Here is a 26,167-nt window from a genome sequence, read left to right on the forward strand (position 1 = left end):
TCAGCGGGCGGCGCCGCGGCGGCGGGCGAGCAGCAGGCCGAGCCCGAGGAGGATCGTGAGCAGCGCGCCGGCCAGCCCGGCGAGGCCGAGAGTGGACGACCCGGTTGCCGCGAGTCCTCCTGTGCCGGTGGCCGCCCCCGTTGCGCCTGCGGTGCCCGTGCCCGCCCCGGCACCGGTCCCCGTCCCTCCAGCGTTACCGTGCGGCGGCGTCACCGGCGGCGTGGGCGGTGGCACGGGCTTCAACGGCGGCTGGTTGACGTAGACGTTGCGGATGGGCGCGTGCGCGTAGGCCGGGTCGTCGCTTTCAGCGGAGTGGCTGATCGTCTCGACCGCCGACCCCGGCGGCAACGTGGTCACTCCTGCGTTGAGCTGCACGATGACCTCCTTCGGGCCCATGTCGCCGGCCGCGAACTCGAGGACGACACTGTCGGCGAAGGTCACGCCGCCGTCGATCGAGAGCTGCGCGTACGGGGCGCCCCCGCCGAAGGCCGCGGAGATCGTGATCAGGACGGGCGCGGTCGGCGGAGTCGAGAGGCGGATGGTGTAGCTGTCTCTGGTCGGGCCGCCCGGCCTCACGACGGTGCCGCCGTTCGATTCAGTGATGATGACCTGGGCGGTGGGCGCAGCGGGCACAGCGAGGGGGACTTCTACGACCGGCGGCGGGTCCTCGCCCGGGAGGAGCAGCGGAGAGGGCGTGGGCACGGTTCCGGTGAAGAGCGCGAGCGTGGCCTTCGCAGCGAAGTTGTGCATCGTGACGTGCAAGCCTTCGCCGGTCACTCCGTTGATGTTCGAGACGAAGCCGCCGAGACTGTCGAACGCCGTGACATGCACCGTGCTCGCGCCGACACCGCCGTCAAGCGAGACCGCGCCGTTCGTGAGGTACGCCTTCGCCGACGGCTGGCGCGCAACCACGATGAGGAACGCGTCATTGCCGGTCCCGGCCTCGACACGGAGCTCCGCGAGGTTGTGGCGGATCGTGAAGGTGTCGTTGCCCGCGCCCCCGTAGATGGTGGTCGGGAAGCTGATTCCGTTGCTGAGCAGCCCGAGCCGGGTCGGTACCGTCGGGAACTGGTCTTCTGGATGCACGGCCGGCGGGATGCGCGGGGTGGCGTACAGCTGCCCGACGATGAACCGGTCGTTGCCGGCGCCCCCGTCGAGCGTGGTGATGGCGCTGTTGTCGTCGACTACGAAGAGGTCGTTTCCGCCGAGACCGTTGACGGTCAGGCGGCTGTTGATGTGGTCGTCGTAGGCGATGCGCTCCGCATCCAGGATGCCGTGGAGCAGGGCGACGAACGCGGGATCGACCGCGCCCGGCTGGTCGGGGATGATCGCGGCTCCGCGCAGCAGGAACACGTCGGGTCCGTCCGAACCGTTCACCGTCAGCGTGTTGAGGCCGCCCCGCGCCCCGGAGTTCAGGACGTTGATCAGGTAGTCGTGGTTGAGCGGGTCGACGCTCCCCCAGGTGGTCGCGATGTAGGTGTTGTTGCCGCCCTGACCGTCGAGCAGCAGCGAGTCGCGCACGGGCAGGCCGTTGTACACGTCGCCGGATGCGTCGATGTGCGTCGTCGACATCGTCTGGAGGTGATCGACGACGAACGTGTCGTTTCCGTCGGGGAGGCCGGTCGGGCTGGCGCCGGCGGTGGGCCCGCCGTAGACGTTCGTCTGGCCGCCCAGGAAGGTGTGGTCGAAGAAGAAGGTGTCGACGCCCGCGCCGCCGAAGATGTTGGTCGGGTGCCCGGTCACCATGCCGGCGAAGTGCATGGTCGAACCGAGCGGTGCTGCGGGATTCTGAAGGTATTCGCCGATGATCGTGACGGTGGCGCCCTGGATCAGGCTGGTCGTCGCCGATTGGAAGTCGTCGCCGATGCGCAGCAGCACCGATCCGAGTGCGACGATGCGACCCTCGGTCAGGGTGGTGGTGCCGTCGAGAGTGCTGCCGCCGGCGAGGAGGTTCAGGTTCGCATCCGTGCGCGTTGCGACGAACGGGATGGTCAGCCGCACGTCCCCGAAGACGGACTCGGCACGCAGCACGTTCAGCGCACCGCTCGCCTCGGTGAGGTAGATGTCGCCGTTCGGCGGCACCGTGCCGGGGAGCGCGGCGGAGGTACGGTCGGTCAGCGCGTAGAGGCGTCCGCCGGCCGCCGCGTTCGTGTCGATCGTGATGTCGCTGAGGCCGGTGGCCGACGCTGCGCCGATCGACCCGTTGTGGGCGATGAGGTCGATGTTGGCGCCGATCACTGTGGCGGTCGTGCCGTCGACATTGTTGAGGATCGAACCGTTCTGGTCGATGAGCTCGACATCGCCGAAGAGCGATTCGACCAGGTTCACGAAGAGGGCGCCCGTCGTCTGCACAAGATAGATGCCGAGCGCGGCGACTGCCAGCACGGAGCCGCGTGCCGCGTTCGAGGAGTGGATCTCCAGGTAGTTGACGGCGGGGACCAGGAACCCGATGCTGCCGAAGAAGGCGAGGAGAGTGATCGTGTTGCCGGTGACGCGCGCTGAACCGTCGGTGATGCCTCCGACGTCGAAGATGGAGGCGCCAGACGTGTCCGCGGCGATCAGCGTCACGTCGCTCGCTGTCGAGGTGATCGTGCCGACCCGCAGGTCGCTGACCGTCTCGGTGTCGATGATCGAACCGTTGGTGAAGAAGTCGATCTCCCCTGCGTGGTCGGAGGTCGAGAACGGTGTCGGCAGTTCGACGCCGGTGAGGGTGGCGTCGACGTTGGTGTGGGCGTCGATGTTGAGCACGGCCCGTGCTGCGGTGTGCCTGACGTTGATGTCGTTGCCGGCGCTGAGGTCTTGGAAGACGTAGGTGCTCGGATACGGGTTGTTCAACGTGCCGAACGCGACGATCACGTTGTCGTTGTACACGTACGGCCCCGCGGGATCCGGGTGGAAGAACACTCGGTACTGGCCGGTCGGCGGCACGGTGACAGTGAACTGCGGCGCCTGGAAGACGTCGACCTGGAAGAAGGTGGACGTGAAGGTCGGCACATCGTCGCCCTGCAGGCTGTCGCCGAGGACGATGTCGATGTTGCGTCCGGCGTGGATGAGCGGGATGGTCGGGGTGAAGGCGGTCGCGGGCCCGCGCAGGATCGACGTGATGTCGAGGACGACGTCGTCACGCGCATCCGCTATCAACGACACGAACCGGGTCGGGTCGACGTTGTCGACCGTGAAGTCGCTCTGCACCAGGATGACCGGAATCGGGATCCGCAGACTGAAGAGCCCGTTGAACAGGATTCCGATCGTGCCGTTGTCAGCGAGGATCACCAGGGTGTTCGTCACGACCAGCGTGCCGTCTGGTCCGGCGAGGATGTCACCGTGCTGGTTGTCGATGCGGGTCGAGCCGATCGGGTTGTAGATGCGGCCGTCGATGATCAGCTCGGCTGTTCCGTTGCCCGAGACGAGGAAATTCTCGACGTCCACCGCGGTCGGGGTGAAGATCGGCTGCCCGATCGTGAACAGGAAACCGGCACTGTTCTGCACCTTGACCGAGATGGTGGCGGCGACGCTCGTGAGGTTGACGACGTTGATCGCATGCACGACCATCGTGCGGCTCGACGAGTTGAAGAGCTTCACGAAGTCGAAGGTGTTCTGGGCGATGAACCTGCCGTCGGTCCCGGTGATGATCCCGGCGGGTGGTGAGCCCCCGGCGAGCGAGTCCGGGATGTTCGCGAAGAAGATCGCCTGCGCGCCGCCGGTGTTGTTGATGTCCTGCACCTCGATGATGCGGCCGGCCGGGATGGTGCTGCCGAGGCCGTAGGTGTTGCCGAGGTCGTCCTTCACCGTGACGGCGAACAGTTTCACGATCGTGCCGTTCGCATCGATCACGAGTTGTGGATCCGCGGCATGCAAGAACACCGTGGCATGCCAGTCGATCACGCGCCGGGCGTTCTCGGTGGTGCCGCCGTGCGAACCGCCGCCGTCGAACGCCGCGCCGTCCGAGTTGGTCGGGCGCGACCAGTTGGTGAGCAGCTGGAGCGCTTCGACGTCGAGGAGGGCGGTGCGGATGACCGACCCGGCGTCCGCCGTCACGTTCGACTCGCTGTTGTACCCGATGTTCGACGTCGAGTTGGTGTCGCCGCCGAGGCAGCCGCAGTGCGCATCCGACGACGCGATCAGGGTGATCGCATTGTGCACGGCTTTCAGCGTGACCGTCTCGTAGCCGACGATCTTGACGTCGTGCTCGAGGTGCACGGTCGTGTTGCTGGTGACGTTCGTGTTCGCTGTCGCATCGGATGCCGCCCCGACCGCCCTCGCGTGCGTGTGTGCGTTGTTGTGGGCGAAGACGCTGTCGACGCTCGCGGTGACGTTCACGTTGTCGGCGGTGAGGTGGGCGCCCGGCTGGAGGTCGACCGTCGTGGTGATGCCGATGTTGAGGTCGCAACCCGGGGAGCCGCATTCGCCGGCGTGCGCATCCACACCGAGTCCGCCGCCTTCGGCGCTGGTGCTGACGTTCCCGAATGCGCCCGTGTGCGCAGAGACACCCAGGTCGTTACCCGCGATGATGGTGCCGGCGACGTTGGTGACCGTGCTGATGGTCATCGTGCCGCCCGCCTCAGAGGTGACCCCGGCCCCGAGGCCGCCGGCACTGGACTGCGACAGCGCCTGGACCTGGCCGAAGGTGAGCGGGTTGATCGTCACGTCGGCTCCGGCGGTGATGGTGGTTCCGCCGCCGATGTCAACCGTGGTGCTCGTCGTCGTGGAAGCCGTGGCTGCCGCGCTGCCGATGGCCACGAGCCCGCCGCCGCCGTTCGCGGAGTCTGCGCTGACGCCGGCGTTCGAGTTGGTGGTGACGATGATCGAGCCGAGCGCGGTGATCGAGGTGTTGGCGCCGCCGATGTTCACGGTGACGACGGCGGTCTCGTTCGCGTTCGTGTTGGCGTGGCTGGAGCTGATGATGCCGCCGCCCGATCCGTTGACGGTCGCTGTCGACAGCTGGCCGCCGCCGGCCGTGCTGCCGCCGATGCCGACGGCGGAGAGGGTCTGCGTGCCGCTTCCCGGTGCGGTGAGGTCGACCACGAGGTCCTGCGGGCCGCTGCCGACGCCGAGATCGACGGGCGCCGGGGTGAAGTTTCCAACGCCGACCACGCCGGAACCGTTGAGGGCGATCGGGGCCCCGCCCGGCGTGGTGGCGAGCTGGAAACTGGTGCTGGTCGCACCGACGATGTAGTAGCGTCCACCGTCGTTGAGACCCAGGATGGGCTGCTGGCCGGGCGCCCAGAACCCGTGCACGACGGCGCGTCCGGCGTCGGAGCGGTCGGGTGTCAGGCCGATCGGGGTGACGGGGATCGGGTTGTTGCTGCCGTCGACGCAGGTCCCGGTGGCGTCGCAGAGGTTGGCGGCCAGGCGGATCTGGTTGTTGTTCAGCACGATCACGAAGTAGGTGTGCCCGTTGACCAGTCCGCCGACGGGGTCGGTCGCGCCTTCGTAGACGACGGCCTGGCCGGTGCTGAACCCATGGCTCTGGATCGTGATGGTGTTGTCGTTCACGAACTGCACGGCCGGCGGGTTCCCGGAGATGATCGGGTTGTGGCTGCCGTCGACGGCGATCTCGACCTGGTCGGTCGTGAAGGTGTGCAGCGCGGGCGGGGCCGTGTAGGTGACGGCGTTTCCGTTGCTGTAGCCGTTGGCGACGCTGATCGTGTTGCCACCGGTCACGTTGCCGCCGCTCGCTCCCACGGGCGTCGTCGGGGTGGTCGCATCGAAGAGCTGGATGCTCGACGCATCCACGACGTGCACGCGGTAGCGGTGGCCGGAGACGAGGCCGGGAACCGCCGAGCCGCCCTGCGGAACGATGTAGATGACGAAGTCGCCTTCGTGGAGGTTGTGGCTCAACGGCACGAAGGTGGACCCGACCTGGGCGCCGAACTGGATGATGTCGGTGACCGGGTCGATGTGGGTGCCGTCGAAGATCGAGCCCAGCTGCACGGCGTTGGGGTTGACGACGATGACGTTGTACTGGGCGTTGTTGATCAGGCCGCCGACCGTCCCTCCGCCGTTGTTCGTGTAGGTGACCGTGCCGCCGGTCGTGAAGGAGTGCGGCGCCGTCAGGGTGATGGTGTCGGTGCCCGTGTTCACGCCGCCGTTGCCGTCGAAGTCGCTGTGGTTGGGGCTCGGCGGGGCCGTGGTGTTCTGCTGGGCGCTGACGGTGATGGTGCCGCCCGCGAAGATCCGGGCTCCCGCAGCGATCGTGAGGTTGACGGTCGGGTTGGTCACGACCCGCGCGTTGTTGGAGCTGATGTTGAGCAGGATGCCCACCGAGGTGCTCAGCGCCGACGAGATGGACACCGGGTTGGACGCGACTCCGATGGTGATGTTGCCGACGGTGGCGATGGGCGCGCCTGCGGACGCGAAGTCGGTTTCGACGGTGGTCGCCGTGGTCGCGGTCGCGCCGGCGTTGGAGATCGCGACGCCCGCGCCGCTGGTGTCGCTGATCAGGGCGGTCGACGTGTCGCCGCTGCTCGCCTGGACCGTGATCGAGGCGGCGCCCGGGGTGGTGGGGGTGGCACCGTGCGCTGCTCCGAGCATCCGGGCGAAGGTGCGTGCGTTGTCGGTGGCCGCCGGGTTCGCGGTGGAGACGGTGCCGAGTCCTCCGTTGACGGAGCCGCCCTTGGCGGTGACGCCGTTGGTCGCGGTGGCGACGACGGCGACCGTCGCGCTCGGGGCGTTCAGGAGCGCGCCGGCGTCGACGTTCGCCTGGGTGACCGCGTTGGACGTGATGAGGGCGACCGGCGACGAAGAGCCGACCGTGACCAGCCCGTAGTTGCGGGCACCCGCTGTGGTGGTGGCCGAGTTGGTCGCGGTCGACTGAACGGTCAGGCCGGTCGCTCCGGTGAGTCCGCCGCCGAAGTCGGCCGCGGTGCCGGCGTCGATTCGCGCGGTCGGCAACGTCAGACCAAGCACGAGTGCTCCGACGGAGAGCGTGTCGGTGTTGGCGCTGACGGTCGCGGACGAGGAAGCGATGACGGATGCGAGGCCCGAAGTCGCGAGAGCACCTGCGCCGTAGTGCGCTGTCACACCCGCCGAGCTCAGCAGTTCGGCGTCGACCAGCGCTGCGTTGAAGCTCGCAACGCTGATGTTCAGGGCGTTCGCGACGGCGGTGACCGTGTTCGTCGCCGAGGCTCCCACTGCGGCTCCGGTGGATGCGAGCAGCGCGCCGTCCATCGAAGCCGTCACCGGAGAACCGATTCTGGCCCGTGCGAAGAAGACGCCGCCGCTGATCACGCCGCCGGTGTTGCTCGAGACTTCGGCATCGGCACTGGTGCCGCCTGGCGTCTGCGCAGACACGGTGAACTGACCGCGGGCGGTGATGCGGGCGCTCGACGCGACGACGGCGGCGATCGCCGCGCTCGAGGTGACGTCCGCGAGGGCGACGACCCCGGTGACACCGGCGATGCTGAAGTTGTCGACCTTGACGGTCGCGGTCGCGCTGTTGTGGCCGGTCGCCGTCACGGAGAAGGCACCGGATGCGGTGGTTCCGCCGTCGAACTCCGCGCGTGTCGGGGCGGCCACGGTCGCGGTCGGCGAGAGGCCGGCCATGGTGAACAGGCCGACGCTCACCTGTGACGGCCGCGCGAGGGCGGTGTTGACGCTCGTCGCGCGCAGGAACACGTCGCCGGTCCCCGCGTTGACTGTGGTGGCGCTGCTGTCGACGAGGGCGCGAACCCCGGCGGTGACCATGATCTGCGCGATGGTGTCGCCGAACGCGCCGCTGACGACGCCGATCGAGACGACCTGTGAGGTGGAGCTCGCCGAGTTGGTCGCATCCGAGGTGACCTGGAGGCCGTGGCTGACGATGATCGGGTCGGCGAGTTCGGCGCGGGTCTCCGCCGCGACCAGCGCTGTAGCCGCGTTGAGTGCGCCGGTGAACAGGCCGATGCTCGCCGCATCCGTCGAGACCGTCGCGTGGTTCGCGTTCGTCGCGGCGATCCGGACCGCGCCGGTGGAGCTGAGGGTTCCTCCGGAGACGATCGCCACGACGCCGGCGCTCTGCTGTATCTCGGCGTCGACGAGAGCGACCGTGACGCCGAACCCGCTGAGCCCGAAGCTCGTGGTGGAGGCGTTCACGGTGCTGTCCCCGGCCGCGACGACGGAGATTGAGCCGGAGGAGAAGACGGGTGCGCGGAGTTCCGCGGTGGTGGCGCCGGCGAGGATCGCGCTCGCGAGGAAGAACCCGGCGCTGATGAGTCCCCCGCCGCCACTGGTGATCGTCGCCGCAGCGTAGTTGCCGTGCGTGCCGTCTGACACGATCGTCGCCGTCACCTGCACGGCGCCGAAGCTGCGGAGGCTCGCCGTCGGGCCGACGCTGGCGAGTACGTCGGCACTCTGGGCCACGGTCGCGAGGGCGCTGGTGCCCTGGCCTCCGCCGACCAGGGTGATACCGACGACGAAAGCGGTCGCGGTGGCCTGGTTCTGTCCGCTGGCGGTGACGGCGATCGAACCGGATGCGGAGACGACGCCATCGAGGTGCGATTCGGTGGCCCCCGAGATCGTCGCGATCGGCAGCAGGAGACTGAACCCGATGAGGCTGAGGGTGACGCTCGGCGTGGTCGCGTTCGCGTGGTTCTGCGAGGTCGCTCCGACGACGACCGCTCCACCGGCCGCGACGCTCGCGGAGCTGGTGAAACGGGCAATGGCGGAGCGCGAAGTAGTCGCGCGGGCGAGGTTGATGCCGGCGGCGAACGCGCCGGTTGCGACACTGAGGGTCGAGGTGGTCGGGGTGGTGGTGCTGTTCGCCGTGATCGACGCGCCACCGGAGAGGATCGCGTGACCGTTGTAGAAGGCCGTCGTCGTGCCCGAGATGGCGGCGACCGCGACCGCGCCGGAGATGCCGCCGCCGACGCCGACCGAGACCGAGTAGGTCTGCACCGGGACGACGATCGTGGACTGCGCGACCTCCTTCACGCCGCCGGCCGGCGCCAGCAGCGATCCGATCGAGACGTTTCCGATGGTCGCCGTGGTGTCGCCGTCGACGAGTGCGACGGCGACCGACGCGCCGGCGGCCACGAGGCCGATGCTTCCCCCGATGGCGAGCGGCGAGATCGTGCGGGTTCCGATCGCTTCGACGTCGACCGTGCCGCCCGCGGTCGGAATGACCGCACCGTCGTCGATGTGGGCGTTCTGCGTTGCGTGGCTCGTGATGAGCACGACCTGGCCGGTGACCGCGACCGCGCCGCCCACACCGGCGAAGACCAGGCCGTTGTCGGTCTCGGTGAGCTGGGCCTTCACGTTCACGTTGCCGCCGGCGGTGACCGATGCGCCGGTCTGGATGAACGCTTCGACGTTGCTCGTGAGACCGAGGATGAGCACCGAGCCGCCGACCGCGACCGCGCCGCCCGCCGCTGTGCCGGCCAGGCCGTTGACCGCCAGGTTCTCCCCCGCTCCCACACTCACGCTGCCCCCGGCGACGATGACCGTGCCGGCGCCGATCGTGGCGACGGTGCCCTGCGGTACGGAGGCGTTCGAGAACTCGGCGCTGACGATGTTCGAGCTGGGCGCCGAACCGTGCACCGAGGTGTTGGCCGACCCGAGCGTGGGCTGCATCCGCCCGTTCGTGTTGTCCGACGTGTTGTGCAGGTTGGAGGTGCCGTCGAGGATACCCGTGTAGCCGCCTGTTCCGGAGCCGTTGGCGTGCCCGCCTGCCTCGGCCGCCGCATCCGGTTTGCCGGACGACGGGCTGAGCGCATCCGTCGAGCCCTCCCACTGCGTGCCGGCGGTGTCGGCTACCGGGTCGAGCGTCGGGTGGGCGACCTTGGCGCCGTAGCGCTTGCCGTCGGAGCCGGTGACGACGTCGCCCTGCGCGTACGTGGTGGTGGATGACCAGGCGCCCTTGTCCTGGCCGTACGACCCCTCGTTGTACGAGCCCGTCGGGGCCGTTCCGACGCTCCAGACGGAGACCGAGCCGGCGACGCCGACGAACCCGCCGCCGATGCTGACGGCGTAGGTCTGGATCTTCTTGATCGCAAGAGCGTAGAACGCGACGTCCTTGGCGGCGTGCAGGGTGGCGGAGCCGCCGATGTACGCCTGGCTCGTGATGTCGGCGATGCCGATGTCGATGCCTCCGGCGACACCGACGAAGCCGGCCCCGAGTCCGCCGCCGATCGTGAAGGTCGTCACCTGGTCGGCCGCCGCCACGTTCACGGACTGCTGGGAGCCCGCGCCCGCCTGCAGGTTGATCCTCGTGCGGTTGAGCGCGTTGCTGTCGATGAAGGCGAGGGTGGTCGCGTGGAGCAGCGTGACGTTCAGTCCGCCCGCGACCCCGACGAATCCGCCACCGGCCGCGACGGCCATGCCGAAGACGTTCTCGCTCGAGCGGGCCTGGACGGCGAGGCCGTTGAAGGCCGAGAGCGTGCCGAACCCGCTGCCGCTGACCGTGCCGTCGTCGATGCCGGCGAGGGCGACCCCGGGTTGGTGCGCGAGTGCGTCGACCGCGCTGCCCGCGCCGATGAACGCACGCGTGTCCTTGGTGAGCGAGGTGACGGCCACGCCGACACCGACGCCGACCGCGCCGACCGCGGCGCCGCCCGAGACGACCGTGATCTTCGTCGCGTCCGCCGCACTGAAGAGTGCGTTGTTGCCGGCGGTGATCGCGACGCCGAGCCCGGTGTCAGCGTACGTGTGCGTGTTCAGCACGATGACGCTCACGACGCCGGCGACACCGACTGCGCCGCCGGCCGCAGCGGCGGCGACGGCCGTGATCTGGTCGGATGCGTTCGCTGCGACGACCACATCGCGCGCCGCGTTGACGACCGCGCCGGTTCCGATCACGCTGTCCGTGTTCAGGGTGACGATGCCGACCGCTGCGTTCGCCCCAACACCGACGGCTCCGGCGGCGACCGAGGCAGCGACGATCAGGAGCTGGAAGGCGTTGCCGGCCCCGACGATCACGCTCTGCGCGCTCGACGCGCCGGCGTTGTTCACGTTGACCTGGGCGATGCGCCCGATGAACGCCGTCGTGTTCGCCGTGACGACGTTCACGCTGCCGCTGACCGAGACGCCGACCGTGCCGAAGCCGGCAGCCACCCCGAACCCGCCGATGTCGTCGCTGTTGTTCGCCGTGACCGAGACGCCGTGGAAGCCCGACGCCGCGTTGGGCACGATGACGTGCTGGCCGCTGACGGAGGCGGCGTCGCCCGGGGGCTGGTCGCCCTGCTTGAGGATGCTGTGGGCCCGGTCCGCGCCGGCCGTGGCCTTGTTCAGCGTGAGGGGGGTCTGGACGGCGCCGCCGCAGTTGCTGCCGCCGGGGTTGGCGTGGCAGGCGGAGTCGGCGAGTTCGATCGCGTGCGGGCCGACGACGATCGCGTAGTAGGTGTGGCCGTCTACGAGACCGCCGATCGCGGTGCCGCCGCCTGCGCGGTAGACGACCGGATCGCCGGTGTTCACGGTGAGGTCGTACGGAAGGTTGATCACGTTGCCCGAGACGTCCGACGACGGGGTGAAGTACTGCCCCGGGGCCTGCGGCGTGGCCGCGTGGTCGGTTGCCATCAGCCGCTGCGATTCGCCGCCGCGCACCGGAACGCTGAGCAGGATGCTCGGCCCGCCCTGCGTCGCCGAGAGCTGCACCTCGTGTGCGGAGACCACGTGCACGTAGTAGACGTTGCCCTGCACGAGGCCGCCGATCGGCGTGCCGCCTCCGTCGTCGTAGAGCACCTGCTGGCCTTCGGTGAACCCGTGCGTGTACCCGAGGTCGATGGTGCGCGAATCGCCTTCGATCGCCGCCGACGGGGTGAACCGCGTGTCGACCGGGGTGACCGAGTAGCCGCCGGTGTCGACGGTGAGACCCGCTCCGTTGCCGAGTGCACGCACGACCGAGTTGTCGCCGATGAACGAGGTGGTCGTCTTGTTCACGATCGGGACGGCGGCGGATGCCCCCACTCCGACTTCGCCGCCGATGGCGATGCTGCCCGCGATGACGTTGAGGGTGAGCTGCTCGTTGGCCGAGATCCGGGCGCTGCCACCCGCGAGGATGGTCGCGCGCGACGTCGCGCAGCTGGTCGCGTTGACGGCCTGGGCACTGCAGACCTCACCCACGAACGCCTTCGTGACGATGGTGAACACCGACACCGCCGCGTTCAGGGCCACGCCGACCGACCCGCCTGCCGAGACCCCTGCGGAGATCGAGATGACGTTCTCGTTGGAGGCGGCGTCGATCGTCACTGAACCGTTGGCCGTGATCGCGACCTGCGGTGCGACCCAGGCCTGGGTGTCCTTGTTGAGCAGTTCGACATCCGCCCCCGCACCGATGCCGGCGGAACCGCCGACGCTCAGCTGCCCGGCGACGCCCTTGATGGTGGTCGTGTCAGTCGCGCTGAGCGAGACACCCTCGGTGCTCGACGCCCCCGCGTTGTTCGAGTTGATCGTCGCGCCGCGGTCGATGTGGGCGTGCGTGGTGTTGTTCAGCACGTCGACGGTCGCGGAACCGGCGACGGCGGCCGAGCCGCCCACCGTTCCTCCGACGGCGATCAGCGTGACGTCCTCGTGCTGCGTCGCCCCGATCGTGAGGCCTGTCGGTCCCTTCGCCCAGATGTCGTCGCCCGCGCCGATCCAGGCGTCGACGATGCCGCTGCGCACCAGGACGGCCGACGAGATGCCGACCCCGGCACTGCCGCCGACGCTGACCTGCCCGGCATACAGTCCGATGTTGGATGCGTCGTCCGCCGCCTGGATGGTGACGTCGCCTCCGGCGTGCACGACCGTCGCCTGGCGCGGGCCGCCGTCGATGTACGCCCTCGTGCCCGGCGCACTGTCGCTCGGGTTGAGCACGAGGACGATGATCGAGCCGGTCACGCCGACGCTCTGCGATGCGGCTGCGCCGATCGCGATCTCGGTGAAGTTCTGCGGGTCGGTCGCGCGCAGGGTGACCGACCCGCCGGCCGATGCGACAACCGAGCGGCCGATGAACGCACGAACGTCCTTGTTGATGACGCCGACGATGACGCTGATGCCCACACCCACGCTCCCGAGCGACAGCCCGAGGGAGCCGGCGAGTTCGAGCACGCGGATGTCGTCGGAGGCGGTGATCGAGATCGACTGCCCCGGCGACCCGGCGACGCTCTGGTTCACCGACGCGTTGTTCGCGATGAACGCCTGGGTGGTGAGGTTGAACACGTCGACGATGAACGCACCACCGACGGCAACGCCGCTCGTCCCGGCTCCGCCTGCGACCGCCACCGAGGTCACGTCGGGCACTTTGACACTCGGGATGATGCTGATGCCGAGCGGGACGAGCGAGGCCGAGGCGCTGAGCGACATCGCGCCGCCCGCGTTGACCGTCGTGGGCTGCTGGATGTTCGAGTCGACGAAGGCGCGGGTGCTCACGTTCAGCACGCTGACGGCGATCGCGGCGCCGACCCCGGAGCCGTCGAGTGAGAGACCACCCGCCCCGGCGATGGTCTGGAGGCCCATGGGGTTGCTTGCGGCCAGGACCAGCGCGCCGGCGGCGGAAACCTTCGAACCGGCACCGATGACCGCCGTGTTCTCGAAACCGATGACCTGGACGGCCACGGAGCCGGCGACGCTGACATCGCCTGCACCTCCCGCGGCCGAGAGACCCCACGCCGTGAAGTCGTTCTCCGTCTGCGGCGGGGTGACCGCCTGGACGATGATGCTGCCGCCGGTGACGGTGGCGCCGACGCCGATCGAGCCGCGGTTGACGATGGTGGCGACGTTGAGCCCGATGCCGGCGCCGATGTTGTTGCTGTTGATCGCGGTCGACGTTCCCACCGACTTGGCTGTCGCATCCGTCGCGTTGGTCGCGCTGACCTGGATGGCGCCGGCCGCCGTGACGGTGAGGCCGTCGGCGACGCCCGCCGTGTTGGTGTCGGTGACGACGTTGACGCTGACCGCAGCCCCGACGCCGACCCCCTGGCCGGACGACTGGCCGGACTGGCCGCCGGATTCGCTGTTCGCGTTGCCGACCGCGCCGCCCGCGGACTGGTCGCCCGTCGGCAGCCGGCTCTCGTTGCCCGCCGTGCTCGGGGTGTTCTGAACGCTGTTCTTCGCCTGTCCGTCGGAGCTGCCTCCGGTGCCCGGCGTCGTGCCCTGCGCACTCGCCGTGACATCCGCGCTGCCGGCCGTCGTGGTGGTCGCGGCGAGCACGACCGACGTGCCGGAGATGTTCCGCGCCAGTGCCGCGGTGGTCGTCACCGTGAGCACGTTGACGGCGATGATGGCGCCGACCGCGACGCTGCTGCTGGCTGCCTTGGCGTCACCGGTGATCGACGCGGAACCGGTGTGGGTGGCGCGGAGCTGCACGGCGCCGGTCGCGGCGATCGTCCCGGCGCCGGGAGTGCCGATCCGCGCGATGGTCGTGTTGACGACGATGTTGATCCCGACGGCCGGGCTGACCGCGACGCTGGAGCCGGCAGAGCCCGCGGTCACCATGTTCACGACGGGTTCGGCGGAGGTGGCGGCCAGGGTCACGTTGCGGCCGCCGGTCAGCGAGGCGCCGTCCTGCACCTCCGCCCGGGTGACGTTCGTCGTGAGCACGTTGATCGCGACCGATGCGCCGACACCGACGGTCCCGCCTCCACCGATCGACGCATCCGCCAGCGCTTTCGCGGAGTCGGAGCGGAGGTTCTGCGCGATGAGCGTGATGTCGCCGGTGCCGGCCGCGACGATCGCGCTACCGGGGACGTACGCCTCGGTGTTGTCGGTGACGAGGTTGAGTGCGAGGGCGCCGGCGATGCCGACCTTCTTGGAGCCGGCCCCAGCGTCGGCTTCGACGGTGAAGGTGTGCGTCGTGTCGGTCCCGAGCGCGGTCATCGTGGCTTCGAGGTCGAACCCGTTGGAGGTGACGTGGGTGCGTTCGCCGATGAAGGACCGGTTGGTGATGGTCACCAGGTTGAGTGCGACGGCGGCGCCGACGCCGACGTTGGTCGCCTTGACCGCCTTCCCGTCGGCTTTGACGGTGCCGTCGACGTTCTCCGAGCTCTTCAGGCTGACCGCACCGCCTGCGATGAGGGTGAGACCGTCGGGCAGGATGGAGGTCGCCGAGACGTTCGCGATGTTGAGGGCGACACCGGCCGCCACCGAGACTTTGCCGTCCGAGGTCGACGCCGACGGGTTCGCGCTCGCACTCGATCCGGATCCGCCGTTAGCCGTGTCGGTGCTGATCGCGTTGGTGCGTTCCTTCTGGGCCTGGCCGTCGACGCCGCCGGCGGGGGCTCCGCTGTCGCCCTGCTGCGGTGCACCGCTGGCGGATGCGCTGGCCGAGGCTCCGTCGACCGATGAACCGAAGGCGCCGAACGCGATGGAGCCTGCGGAGGTGATGTTGCGGCCGGTCGTGCTCGAGACGGTGTGGGTCACCAGGTTCAGGGCGAGAGCGACACCGATGGAGGCGGTGGAGCCGCCGCTCGCGACCGAGCCGGCCGAAGTGACGGCACCGGCCGTCTGGGTGGCTGTGGCGGAGAAGGATCCGGTGAGCACGATCGTGCCGCTGCCAGGGAGCGTGCCGATCGCAGCCGTGGTGGTGACGTTGGAGATGGTGATCGCGACGGCGGGAGACACATCCACCTTGCCCCCGGATGCCCCCATTTTCGCGTCCGTCGTGGCGAGGTCCCCTGCCGTCGCGGCGAGGGTGAAGTTGCGTGCGCCGACGACCGTGATGCCGTCGTCGAGGACGGCCTTCGTGGTGTCGGTGATGAGGTTGAGGGCGACGGATGCTCCGACGCCGACGTTCGTCGCGGTCACTCCGCCGGGCGTCGGTTCTGCCGTCACGGTGCTGGTGGCCTTGCTTGCGGCCGTCACGGCGACGTCGCCGCCGGTCAGCGTGACGGTGCCGGCGAGTTCGGCCTGGGTCGCCTGGTTGATGATCGCGATCGCCACCGACCCTGCGACGGAGATCTTGCCCTGGCCGGCTCCGGCGACGGAAGCCGCGCCGTAGGTCGACGTCGTGTCCGTGCCGTTCGGAGTCACGGTCGCGGAGACGGTCAGCGCGTGCGCCTTGACGGTGTCGCCGGTCGGCAGGATCGCCTGGTTGGTCACGTTCGCCAGGGTGATCGCGACTCCGGCGCCGATCGTGGCGGTCGCGCCGTGCGATGCCGAGCCGTCGGCCGAGCTCGCGGCATCCGTGTTCGCACTCGAGGCGAGGGTCACGAGTCCACCTGCCGTCAGGGCGAGCCCGGCGTTCTCGATGGTGGCCTTGGACACGACGGTGGCGATGTCGATGCCGACGGCCGCGGCGACGTTCACCTTGCCGTCGGAGGTGGATGCACTCGGCGAGGCGGTCGAACCGGAGGCCTTGCCGCCGTTCGCCGTGCTCGTGGCGTCCGCGTTGCTGCGCTGGGTCTGCACCTGCTGGTCGACGCCGTTGCCGGCCGCGCCGCCACCGCCGGTCCCTGAGCCGTTCGCGCTGTTCTCCGGGGCTCCCGAGGCACTCGCGCTCGCGGCCGCTGCCGAGGCGCTGATTCCGGATGAGCGGAGGGCGATGTCGCCGCCGGCGGTGATGCTGCGGGCCGTCGTCGCAGTGACCGTGTGGTTGGCGATCGTGAGGGCGACGCCGACTCCGATGGCTGCAGTCGCGCCGCCGGCGACGACGGCGCCTGCAGTGGACGATGCGCTGGCGTTCTGCGTGGCGCTTCCGCTGAAGGAACCGCTGAGCGCCAGCGCGCCGCCGAGGGTGCCGACCCGTGCGGTCGTGGTCACATTCGACAGGGTCACCGCGACGGCCGGCGCGATGTCGACCTTGCCGCCGGTCGCCCCCATCTTGGCTTCGGTGATCGCCGCGTCCCCGGCCGTCGCGCTCATCGTGACGTTCGCAGCACCCATCAGGCTGATGCCGTTGTCGAGCGTTGCGGTCGTGGTGTCGGTGATCAGGTTCAGGGCGACGGATGCGCCGACACCCACGTTCGTCGCGGTCACGCCGCCTGCCGTGGGTTCGGCTTTGACCGTGCTGGCTGCTTTGCTCGCGGCGATGATGTTCGCGTCGCCGCCGGTGAGGACGACAGTGCCGGCAACCTCGGCAGTGGTCGTCTGGTTGATCACCGCGAGACCGAGCGATCCGGCGACCGAGATCTTGCCGCCGCCGGCACCGCTGGTCGCCTGCGCTCCGTATGTCGACGTGACATCGGCACCGTTGACCGTCTCGGTCGCCGACACGGTCAGCGCCTTGGCGTGGATCGTGTCGCCGGTCGGCAGGATCGCCTGGTTGGTCACGTTCGACAAGGTGATCGCGACTGCGGCGCCGATGGTCGCGGTGGCGCCGTGAGAAGCCGAACCGTCCGCGCTGGTCGCGGCATCCGTGTTCGCGCTCGAGGCGAGGGTGACCAGGCCGCCCGCGGTGAGGGCCAGTCCCGGGTGTTCGATGGTCGCCCGCGAGACGGTGGTCGCGAGATCGAGGGCGATCGCTGCCGCCACGTTGACCTTGCCGTCGGAGGTCGATGCGCTCGGCGCCGTACCGGAGCCGGAAGTCTTGCCTCCGTTCGCGGTGCTGGTCGCATCCGCGTTCGTTCGCTGCGTCTGCACCTGCTGGTCTACGCCGCTGCCGGCACCACCGCCGCCACCCGTGCCGGAACCGCTCGCGTTGTTCTCGGGGGCGCCCGACGCACTCGCGCTCGCTGCTGCCGCCGACGCGGAGATGCCGGATGCCTTCAGGGTGATCGCGCCGCCCGCGGTGATGCTGCGGGCTGTCGTCGCCGTGACGGTGTGGTTCGCGATCGTCAGGCCCAGACCGACACCGATCGCCGCAGTCGATCCACCCGAGACGACCGCGCCGGCCGTCGAAGACGCGCTCGCGTTCTGCGTCGCGGTGCCGCTGAACGATCCGGTGAGGCTCAGTGCCGTGCCGAGCGTTCCGACGCGCGCCGTGGTGGTCACATTCGAGAGCGTCACGGCTACCGCGGGGGCGATGTCGACCTTGCCGCCGCTCGCGCCCATCTTCGCTTCGGTGATCGCCGCGTCCCCGGCCGTCGCGCTCAGCGTGACGTTCGCCGCACCGGTGAGGCTCACCCCGTTGTCGATGGTCGCGCTGGTGCTGTCGGTGATCAGGTTCAGGGCGACGGATGCCCCCACACCGACGTTCGTTGAGGTGACGCCGCCGGCGGTCGGCTCCGCCTTCACCGTGCTGGCAGCGTTGCTCGCCGCCGTGATCGTCGCGTCGCCGCCGGTGAGGACGACAGTGCCGGCAACCTGCGCGGTGGTGTTCTGGTTGATCACGGCGAGGCCGAGCGATCCGGCGACCGAGATCTTGCCGCCGCCGGCACCGCTGGTCGCCTGCGCGCCGTAGGTCGACGTGACATCGGCACCGTTCACGGTCTCCGTCGCGGACACCGTCAGCGCCTTCGCGTGGACCGTGTCGCCGACCGGGAGGGCCGCCTGGTTGGTCACGTTCGCCAGCGTGATCGCGACGCCCGCGCCGATGGTCGCGGTCGCGCCGTGGGAGGCCGAACCGTCGGCGCTGGTGGCCGCATCCGTGTTCGCCGACGACGCCAGGGTGACGAGGCCACCCGAGGTGAGGGTGATGCCGGTTCCTTCGATCGTCGCCCTGGAGCTCGTGGTCGCGAGGTCGAGGGCGATCGCCGCAGCGACGTTCACCTTGCCGTCCGAGGTCGATGCGCTCGGCGCCGTGGTCGAGCCGGAGGCCTTGCCACCGTTCGCGGTGCTGGTCGCATCCGCGTTCGTGCGCTGGGTCTGCACCTGCTGGTCGACACCGCTCCCGGCTCCGCCGCCGCCACCCGTGCCGGACCCGTTCGTGCTGTTCTCGGGAGCGCCCGACGCACTCGCGCTCGCAGCGGCCGCCGACGCGGAGATGCCGGAGGCCTTGAGCGTGATCGCACCGCCCGCGGTGATGCTGCGTGCCGTCGTGGCGCTGACGGTGTGGTTGGCGATCGTCAGGCCCAGACCGACACCGATCGCCGCAGTCGATCCACCCGAGACGACCGCGCCGGCCGTCGAGGACGCGCTCGCGTTCTGCGTCGCGGTCGCGCTGAAGGCGCCGGTCAGGCTGAGGCCGCCGCCGAGCGTGCCGACCCGCGCGGTGGTGGTCACATTCGAGAGCGTCACGGCTACCGCGGGGGCGATGTCGACCTTGCCGCCGGATGCCCCCATCTTGGCTTCGGTGATCGCCGCGTCCCCGGCGGTCGCGCTCAGCGTGACGTTTGCAGCACCGGTCAGGCTGATGCCATTGTCCAGCGTGGCGCTGGTGGTGTCGGTGATCAGGTTCAGGGCGACGGATGCGCCCACACCCACGTTCGTCGAGGTGACACCGCCGGCGGTCGGCTCCGCCTTCACCGTGCTGGCAGCGTTGCTCGCGGCGATGATCATCGCGTCGCCGCCCGTGAGGACAACCGTTCCGGCAACCTGCGCGGTGGTGTTCTGGTTGATCACGGCGAGGCCGAGCGACCCCGCCACCGAGATCTTTCCGCCGCCAGCCCCGCTCGTTGCCTGCGCTCCATACGTCGACGTGACGTCTGCGCCATTCACCGTCTCGGTCGCCGACACGGTCAGCGCCTTGGCGTGCACGCTGTTGCCGGTCGGCAGCACCGCCTGATTGGCGACATTGGCAAGGGTGATCGCGACCGCGGCGCCGACGGTCGCGGTCGCGCCGTGGGAAGCTGAACCGTCGGCGCTGGTCGCCGCATCCGTGTTCGCCGACGACGCCAGCGTGACGAGCCCGCCGGAGGTCAGCGTGATCCCCGTTCCTTCAATGGTCGCCTTCGAGCTCGTGGTCGCGAGGTCGAGGGCGATCGCCGCGGCGACGTTCACCTTGCCGTCGGAGGTCGATGCGCTCGGCGCCGTGGTCGAGCCGGAGGCCTTGCCACCGTTCGCCGTGCTGGTCGCATCCGCGTTCGAGCGCTGCGTCTGCACCTGCTGGTCGACACCACCGCCGGCGCCTCCACCGCCGCCGGTACCGGATCCGTTCGCGCTGTTCTCCGGGGCGCCCGAGGCACTGGCGCTCGCGGACGCTGCCGAGGCGCTGATTCCAGATGCCTTGAGGGTGATCGCGCCCGTCGCCGTGATGCTGCGGGCCGTCGTCGCCGCGACCGTGTGGTTCGCGATCGTCAGAGCGAGTCCGACCCCGATCGCCGCCGTCGAGCCGCCGGCCACTACCGCACCCGCCGTCGAGGACGCACTTGCGTTCTGGGTCGCCGCGCCCGTGAACGCACCGGTCAGCGACATCGTGCCGTCGGTGCCGACGCGCGCGGTGGTGGTCACATTCGAGAGGGTCACCGCGATGGCAGGGGCGATGTCGACCTTGCCGCCGGACGCGCCCATCTTCGCCTCGGTGATCGCGGCATCCACGGCCGTCGCGCTGAGGCTGACATTGTGGGCACCGGTCAGGCTCACCGCGTTGTCGATGGTGGCGGTCGTCGTGTCGGTGATCAGGTTCAGGGCGACGGATGCACCTACACCCACGCTCGTCGTGGTGACACCCCCAGCCGTCGGCTCCGCCTTCACGGTGCTCGCAGCCTTACTCGCCGCCATGATCGTCGCGTCGCCGCCGGTCAAGACGACCGGGCCGGCCACCTGGGCGGTGGTCGTCTGGTTGATCACGGCGAGGCCGAGCGATCCGGCGACCGAGATCTTGCCGCCGCCAGCCCCGCTGGTCGCCTGCGCGCCATACGTTGAAACCGCATCCGCACCGTTCACCGTCTCGGTCGCGGAAACGGTCAGCGCCTTCGCGCGCACGCTGTCACCGGCCGGCAGCATCGCCTGGTTCGTCACGTTCGCGAGGGTGATCGCGACCGCGGCACCGATGGTCGCGGTCGCGCCGTGGGAGGCCGAACCGTCCGCGCTCGTGGCCGCGTCCGTGTTCGCACTCGACGCGAGCGTGACGAGACCACCCGAGGTGAGGGCGATGCCGGCTCCCTCGATCGTCGCCTTCGAGGTCGTGGTGGCGAGATCGAGTGCGACCGCCGCCGCGACGTTCACCTTGCCGTCGGAGGTCGACGCGCTGGGCGCTGCCGTCGAACCGGATGTCTTGCCGCCGTTCGCGGTGCTGGTCGCATCCGCGTTCGAGCGCTGGGTCTGCACCTGCTGGTCGACACCGCCACCGGCTCCCCCGCCACCACCGGTGCCGGACCCGCTCGCGCTGTTCTCCGGAGCCCCGGATGCCGACGCGCTGGCTGCGGAGGCCGATGCCGAGACGCCCGTGGCCTTCAGGGTGATCGCGCCGGTTGCCGTGATGCTCCGCGCCGTCGTCGCCGTCACCGTGTGGTTCGCGATCGTGAGCGCGAGTCCGACACCCACTGCCGCCGTCGATCCACCCGAGACGACCGCGCCCGCCGTGGACGAAGCGCTCGCGTTCTGGGTCGCCGTGCCCGTGAACGCACCGGTGAGGGTCATCGTCCCGTCGGTGCCGACGCGCGCTGTGGTGGTCACATTAGAGAGGGTGACCGCGATGGCGGGGGCGATGTCGACCTTGCCGCCGGACGCTCCCATCTTCGCTTCGGTGATCGCCGCATCCCCGGCCGTCGCGCTCAGCGTGACGTTCGCCGCGCCGGTGAGGCTCACACCGTTGTCGATCGCGGCGGTCGTTGTGTCGGTGATCAGGTTCAGGGCGACGGATGCACCGACTCCGACACTCGTCGAGGTGACGCCGCCGGCGGTCGGCTCCGCATTGACCGTGCTGGCAGCGTTACTGGCGGCGGTGGTGTTCGCGTCGCCGCCGGTCAGGACGACCGGGCCCCCCAACTCGGCCGTCGTCGTCTGGTTCACGATCGCGAGGCCAAGGGACCCGGCGACCGAGATCTTGCCGCCGCCCGCCCCGCTCGTCGCCTGCGCGCCATACGTTGAAACCGCATCCGCACCGTTCACCGTCTCAGTCGCGGAAACGGTCAGCGCCTTCGCGTGGATGCCGTCACCGGTCGGCAGGGCCGCCCGGTTGATCACGTTCGCCAGCGTGATTGCGACGGCCGCGCCGATCGTCGCCGTCGCGCCCTGCGAGGCCGAACCATCCGCGCTCGTGGCCGCATCCGTGTTCGCACTCGACGCGAGGGTGACGAGCCCTCCCGACGTGAGAGTGATCCCAGTTCCCTCGAGCGTCGCCTTCGAGGTCGTGGTGGCGAGATCGAGTGCGACCGCTGCCGCGACGTTCACCTTGCCATCCGAGGTCGACGCGCTCGGGGAACTCGTCGCGCCCGAGGTCTTGCCGCCGTTCGCGGAGCTGGTCGCATCCGCGTTGGTCCGCTGCGTCTGCACCTGCTGGTCGACGCCGCCGCCGGCGCCGCCGCCACCGCCGGTGCCGGAACCGCTCGTGCTGTTCTCAGGAGCACCCGACGCCGAAGCACTCGCCGCTGCAGCCGATGCCGAGACACCCGATGCCTTGAGGGTGATCGCGCCGGTCGCCGTAATGCTGCGGGCCGTCGTCGCCGTGACCGTGTGGTTCGCGATCGTCAGAGCGAGTCCGACCCCGATCGCCGCGGTCGAGCCGCCGGATACGACCGCGCCGGCGGTAGAAGAGGCACTCGCAATCTGTGTCGCGCTGCCCGTGAACGCGCCCGTCAGGGTCAATGTCCCGTCGGTGCCGACCCGCGCGGTCGTGGTCACGTTGGAGAGGGTGACCGCTATGGCGGGCGCGATGTCGACCTTGCCGCCCGACGCCCCCATCTTCGCCTCGGTGACCGCGCTGTCGCCTGTTGTCGACGAGAGGCTCACGGTGTGGGCGCCCGTCAGGGTGACCCCGTTGTCGATCGTGGCGGTCGTCGTGTCGGTGATCAGGTTCAGGGCGACGGATGCGCCCACACCGACACTCGTCGAGGTGACACCGCCCGCGGTCGGCTCCGCCTTCACCGTGCTCGCAGCCTTACTCGCCGCCGTGATCGTCGCGTCGCCGCCGGACAGGACGACCGGGCCGGCCACCTGGGCGGTGGTCGTCTGGTTGATCACGGCGAGGCCGAGGGACCCGGCGACCGAGATCTTGCCGCCGCCGGCGCCGCTCGTCGCCTGCGCGCCGTAGGTCGAGGTGACATCGGCGCCGTTCACCGTCTCGGTGGCCGACACCGTCAGCGCCTTCGCGTGCACCCTGTCACCGACCGGCAGCACGGCCTGGTTGATCACGTTCGCCAGGGTGATCGCGACCGCCGCGCCGATCGTCGCCGTCGCGCCGTGCGATGCCGAACCATCCGCACTCGTTGCCGCATCCGTGTTCGCCGACGACGCCAGCGTCACGAGGCCGCCCGAAGTCAGCGCGATGCCGGTTCCCTCGATCGTCGCCTTCGACGTCGTCGTTGCCAGGTCGAGTGCGACCGCCGCCGCCACGTTCACCTTGCCGTCGGAGGTCGACGCGCTGGGCGCTGCCGTCGAACCGGATGTCTTGCCACCGTTCGCGGTGCTGGTCGCATCCGCGTTCGAGCGCTGGGTCTGCACCTGCTGATCGACACCGCCACCGGCACCACCGCCACCACCGGTACCGGACCCGCTCGCGCTGTTCTCCGGCGCACCCGACGCCGACGCGCTAGCCGAAGCCGCCGAAGCGGAGATACCTGAGGCCTTGAGCGTGATCGCGCCGCCCGCGGTGATGCTCCGCGCCGTGGTCGCCGTCACCGCGTGGTTCGCGATCGTCAGCGCGAGTCCGACCCCGACGGCAGCCGTGGAGCCCCCCGCCACGACCGCCCCCGCCGTCGAGGACGCACTCGCATTCTGCGTCGCGCTGCCGGAGAACGCGCCCGTCAACGCCATCGTGCCGTCCGTGCCGACCCGCGCAGTCGTGGTCACATTCGAGAGCGTGACCGCTATGGCGGGGGCGATGTCGACCTTGCCGCCGGACGCTCCCATCTTCGCCTCGGTGATCGCCGCATCCGCCGACCTCGCGCTCAGCGTGACGTTCGCCGCACCCGTGAGGGTCGCGCCGTTGTCGATCGTGGCGGCCGTGGTGTCGGTGATCAAGTTCAGGGCGACGGATGCACCCACACCCACGCTCGTCGAGGTGACACCACCGGCGGTCGGCTCCGCCTTCACCGTGCTGGCAGCCTTGCTCGCTGCCGTGACCGTCACATCCCCGCCGGTCAGGACGACGGCGCCCCCCAGTTCCGCCGTCGTCATCTGGTTCACGATCGCGAGGCCGAGCGACCCCGCCACCGAGATCTTGCCGCCGCCCGCCCCGCTCGTCGCCTGCGCGCCATACGTTGAAACCGCATCCGCACCGTTGACCGTCTCGGTCGCCGACACCGTCAGCGCCTTGGCGTGCACCGAGTCACCGGCCGGCAGCACCGCCTGGTTGATGACCTTCGCCAGCGTGACCGCTACGGCCGCTCCGATCGTCGCCGTCGCACCCTGCGAAGCCGAGCCATCCGCACTCGTGGCCGCATCCGTGTTCGCCGACGACGCCAGCGTCACCAGGCCAACCGCTGTGAGCGTCACGCCCGTTCCGAGAACCGTCGCGCGCGAGACGGTGGTCGCGAGGTCGAGAGCGACGGCCGCCGCCGCGTTGATCTTGCCGTCCGAGGTCGACGCACTCGGCGACGCGGTCGAGCCGGATGATGCTCCGCCGTTCGCCGAGCTGGTCGCATCCGCGTTGGACCGCTGGGCCTGCACCTGCTGGTCGACGCCGTTGCCCGCGCCACCGCCACCGCCGGTGCCGGAGCCGCTCGCGCTGTTCTCTGGCGCGCCCGACGCCGAGGCGGAGGCCGACGCGGAAGACGCAGACACCCCGGACGCCTTCAGCGTGATCGCGCCACCCGCTGTGACGCTCCGCGCCGTCGTCGCCGTCACGGCATGGTTCGCGACCGTCAAGGCGAGCCCCACACCGACGGCCGCCGTCGAGCCGCCCGCGACGACCGCGCCAGCTGTCGAGCTTGCGCTGGCGTTCTGCGTCGCACTGCCGGCGAACGACCCTGTGAGCGTCATCGTGCCGTCGGTGCCGACCCGCATGCTCGTCGACACGTTCGAGAGGGTGACGGCCACGGCCGGCGCGATGTCGACCTTGCCGCCGCTCGCGCCCATCTTCGCTTCGGTGACCGCCGCATCCGTCGACGTCGCGCCCAGCGTGACGTTCGCAGCACCGGTCAACGTGGCCGCGTTCTCGAGTGCGGCCGTCGTCGAGTCGGTCACCAGGTTCAGGGCGACGGATGCCCCCACCCCGACATTCGTCGAGGTCACTCCGCCGGCCGTCGGCTCCGCCTTCACCGTGCTGGCCAGAATGCTCGCCGCAGTGATCGCCGCGTTGCCGCCGGTGAGTACCACCGCACCCGCGCTGTCGGCGGTCGTGCTCTGGTTCACGATGGCGAGGGCGAGCGACCCGGCGACCGAGATCTTGCCGCCGCCCGCACCGCTGGTCGCCTGGGCTCCGTAGGTCGAGGTGACGTCGGCGCCGTTGGGCGTCACCGTCGCCGCGATCGTGAGGGACTTCGCGTGGAGCGTGTCGCCGGTGGGCAGCAGCGCCTGGTTCTTCACGTTCGCCAACGTGATCGCGACGGCGGCGCCGATCGTGGCCGTCGCACCGTGCGAGGCCGAACCGTCCGCCGTGGTCGCCGCGTCCGTGTTCGCCGACGAGGCGAGGGTGAGCAGCCCGCCGGCCGTCAGCGTGATGCCGGTTCCGATCACGGTCGCGAGCGACGAAACGGTGGCGAGGTCGAGGGCGACAGCTGCTGCCGCATTGACCTTGCCATCCGAGGTCGAGGCACTCGGGCTTGCCGTCGACCCGGATGACGCACCACCGTTCGCCGTGCTCGTCGCGTCGGCGTTGTCACGCTGCGCCTTCACCTGCTGGTCCACGCCGTTGCCGGCGCCACCGCCACCTCCGGTTCCGGACCCGTTCGCGCTGTTCTCGGGCGCCCCGGATGCGCTGGCGCTCGACGTCGCGCCGCTTCCGCTGATACCGGATGCCGTCAGGCTGAGCGCTCCGCCCGCGGTGATCGACCGTGCTGTCGTCGCGCTCACCGCGTCGCCAGCGATGGTCAGCGCGAGGGCGATGCCGACGGCGGCGGTCGATCCCCCCGCCACGACCGCCCCGGCCGTCGACATCGCCGATGCGGTCTGCGTCGCGGTAGCCGTGAACGACCCGGTGACCGTCAGCAGTCCGCCCGCGCCCTGCGTGCCGATGGTCACGCCCGTCGTGACGTTCGCCAGCGTCACCGCGACGGCGGGTGCGATGTCGACCTTGCCGCCCGACGCCCCCATCTTCGCCTCGGTGGTCGCCGAGTCCGTCGCTGTTGCCGTGACCATGGCGTTCGCCGCTCCGGTCACAGCCGCACCGGCGCCGATGGAAGCGGTAGTGCGATCGGTC

1 protein-coding gene (only partly in view) is annotated in these 26,167 nt (G+C 70.2%); it reads right to left on the reverse strand.

Annotated features, from left to right (window positions below; genetic code table 11):
• Positions 1–26,167, reverse strand: the 3' portion of a protein-coding gene (locus G3T36_RS02750; RefSeq protein WP_193570847.1) for a beta strand repeat-containing protein. The gene runs 5,699 nt beyond the window's last position; the window shows 26,167 of its 31,866 coding nt (coding positions 5,700–31,866); its start codon lies beyond the right edge, outside the window; the stop codon is at positions 1–3.

Source organism: Leifsonia tongyongensis, from assembly GCF_010686705.1.
Taxonomy (GTDB): Bacteria; Actinomycetota; Actinomycetes; order Actinomycetales; family Microbacteriaceae; genus Diaminobutyricibacter; species Diaminobutyricibacter tongyongensis.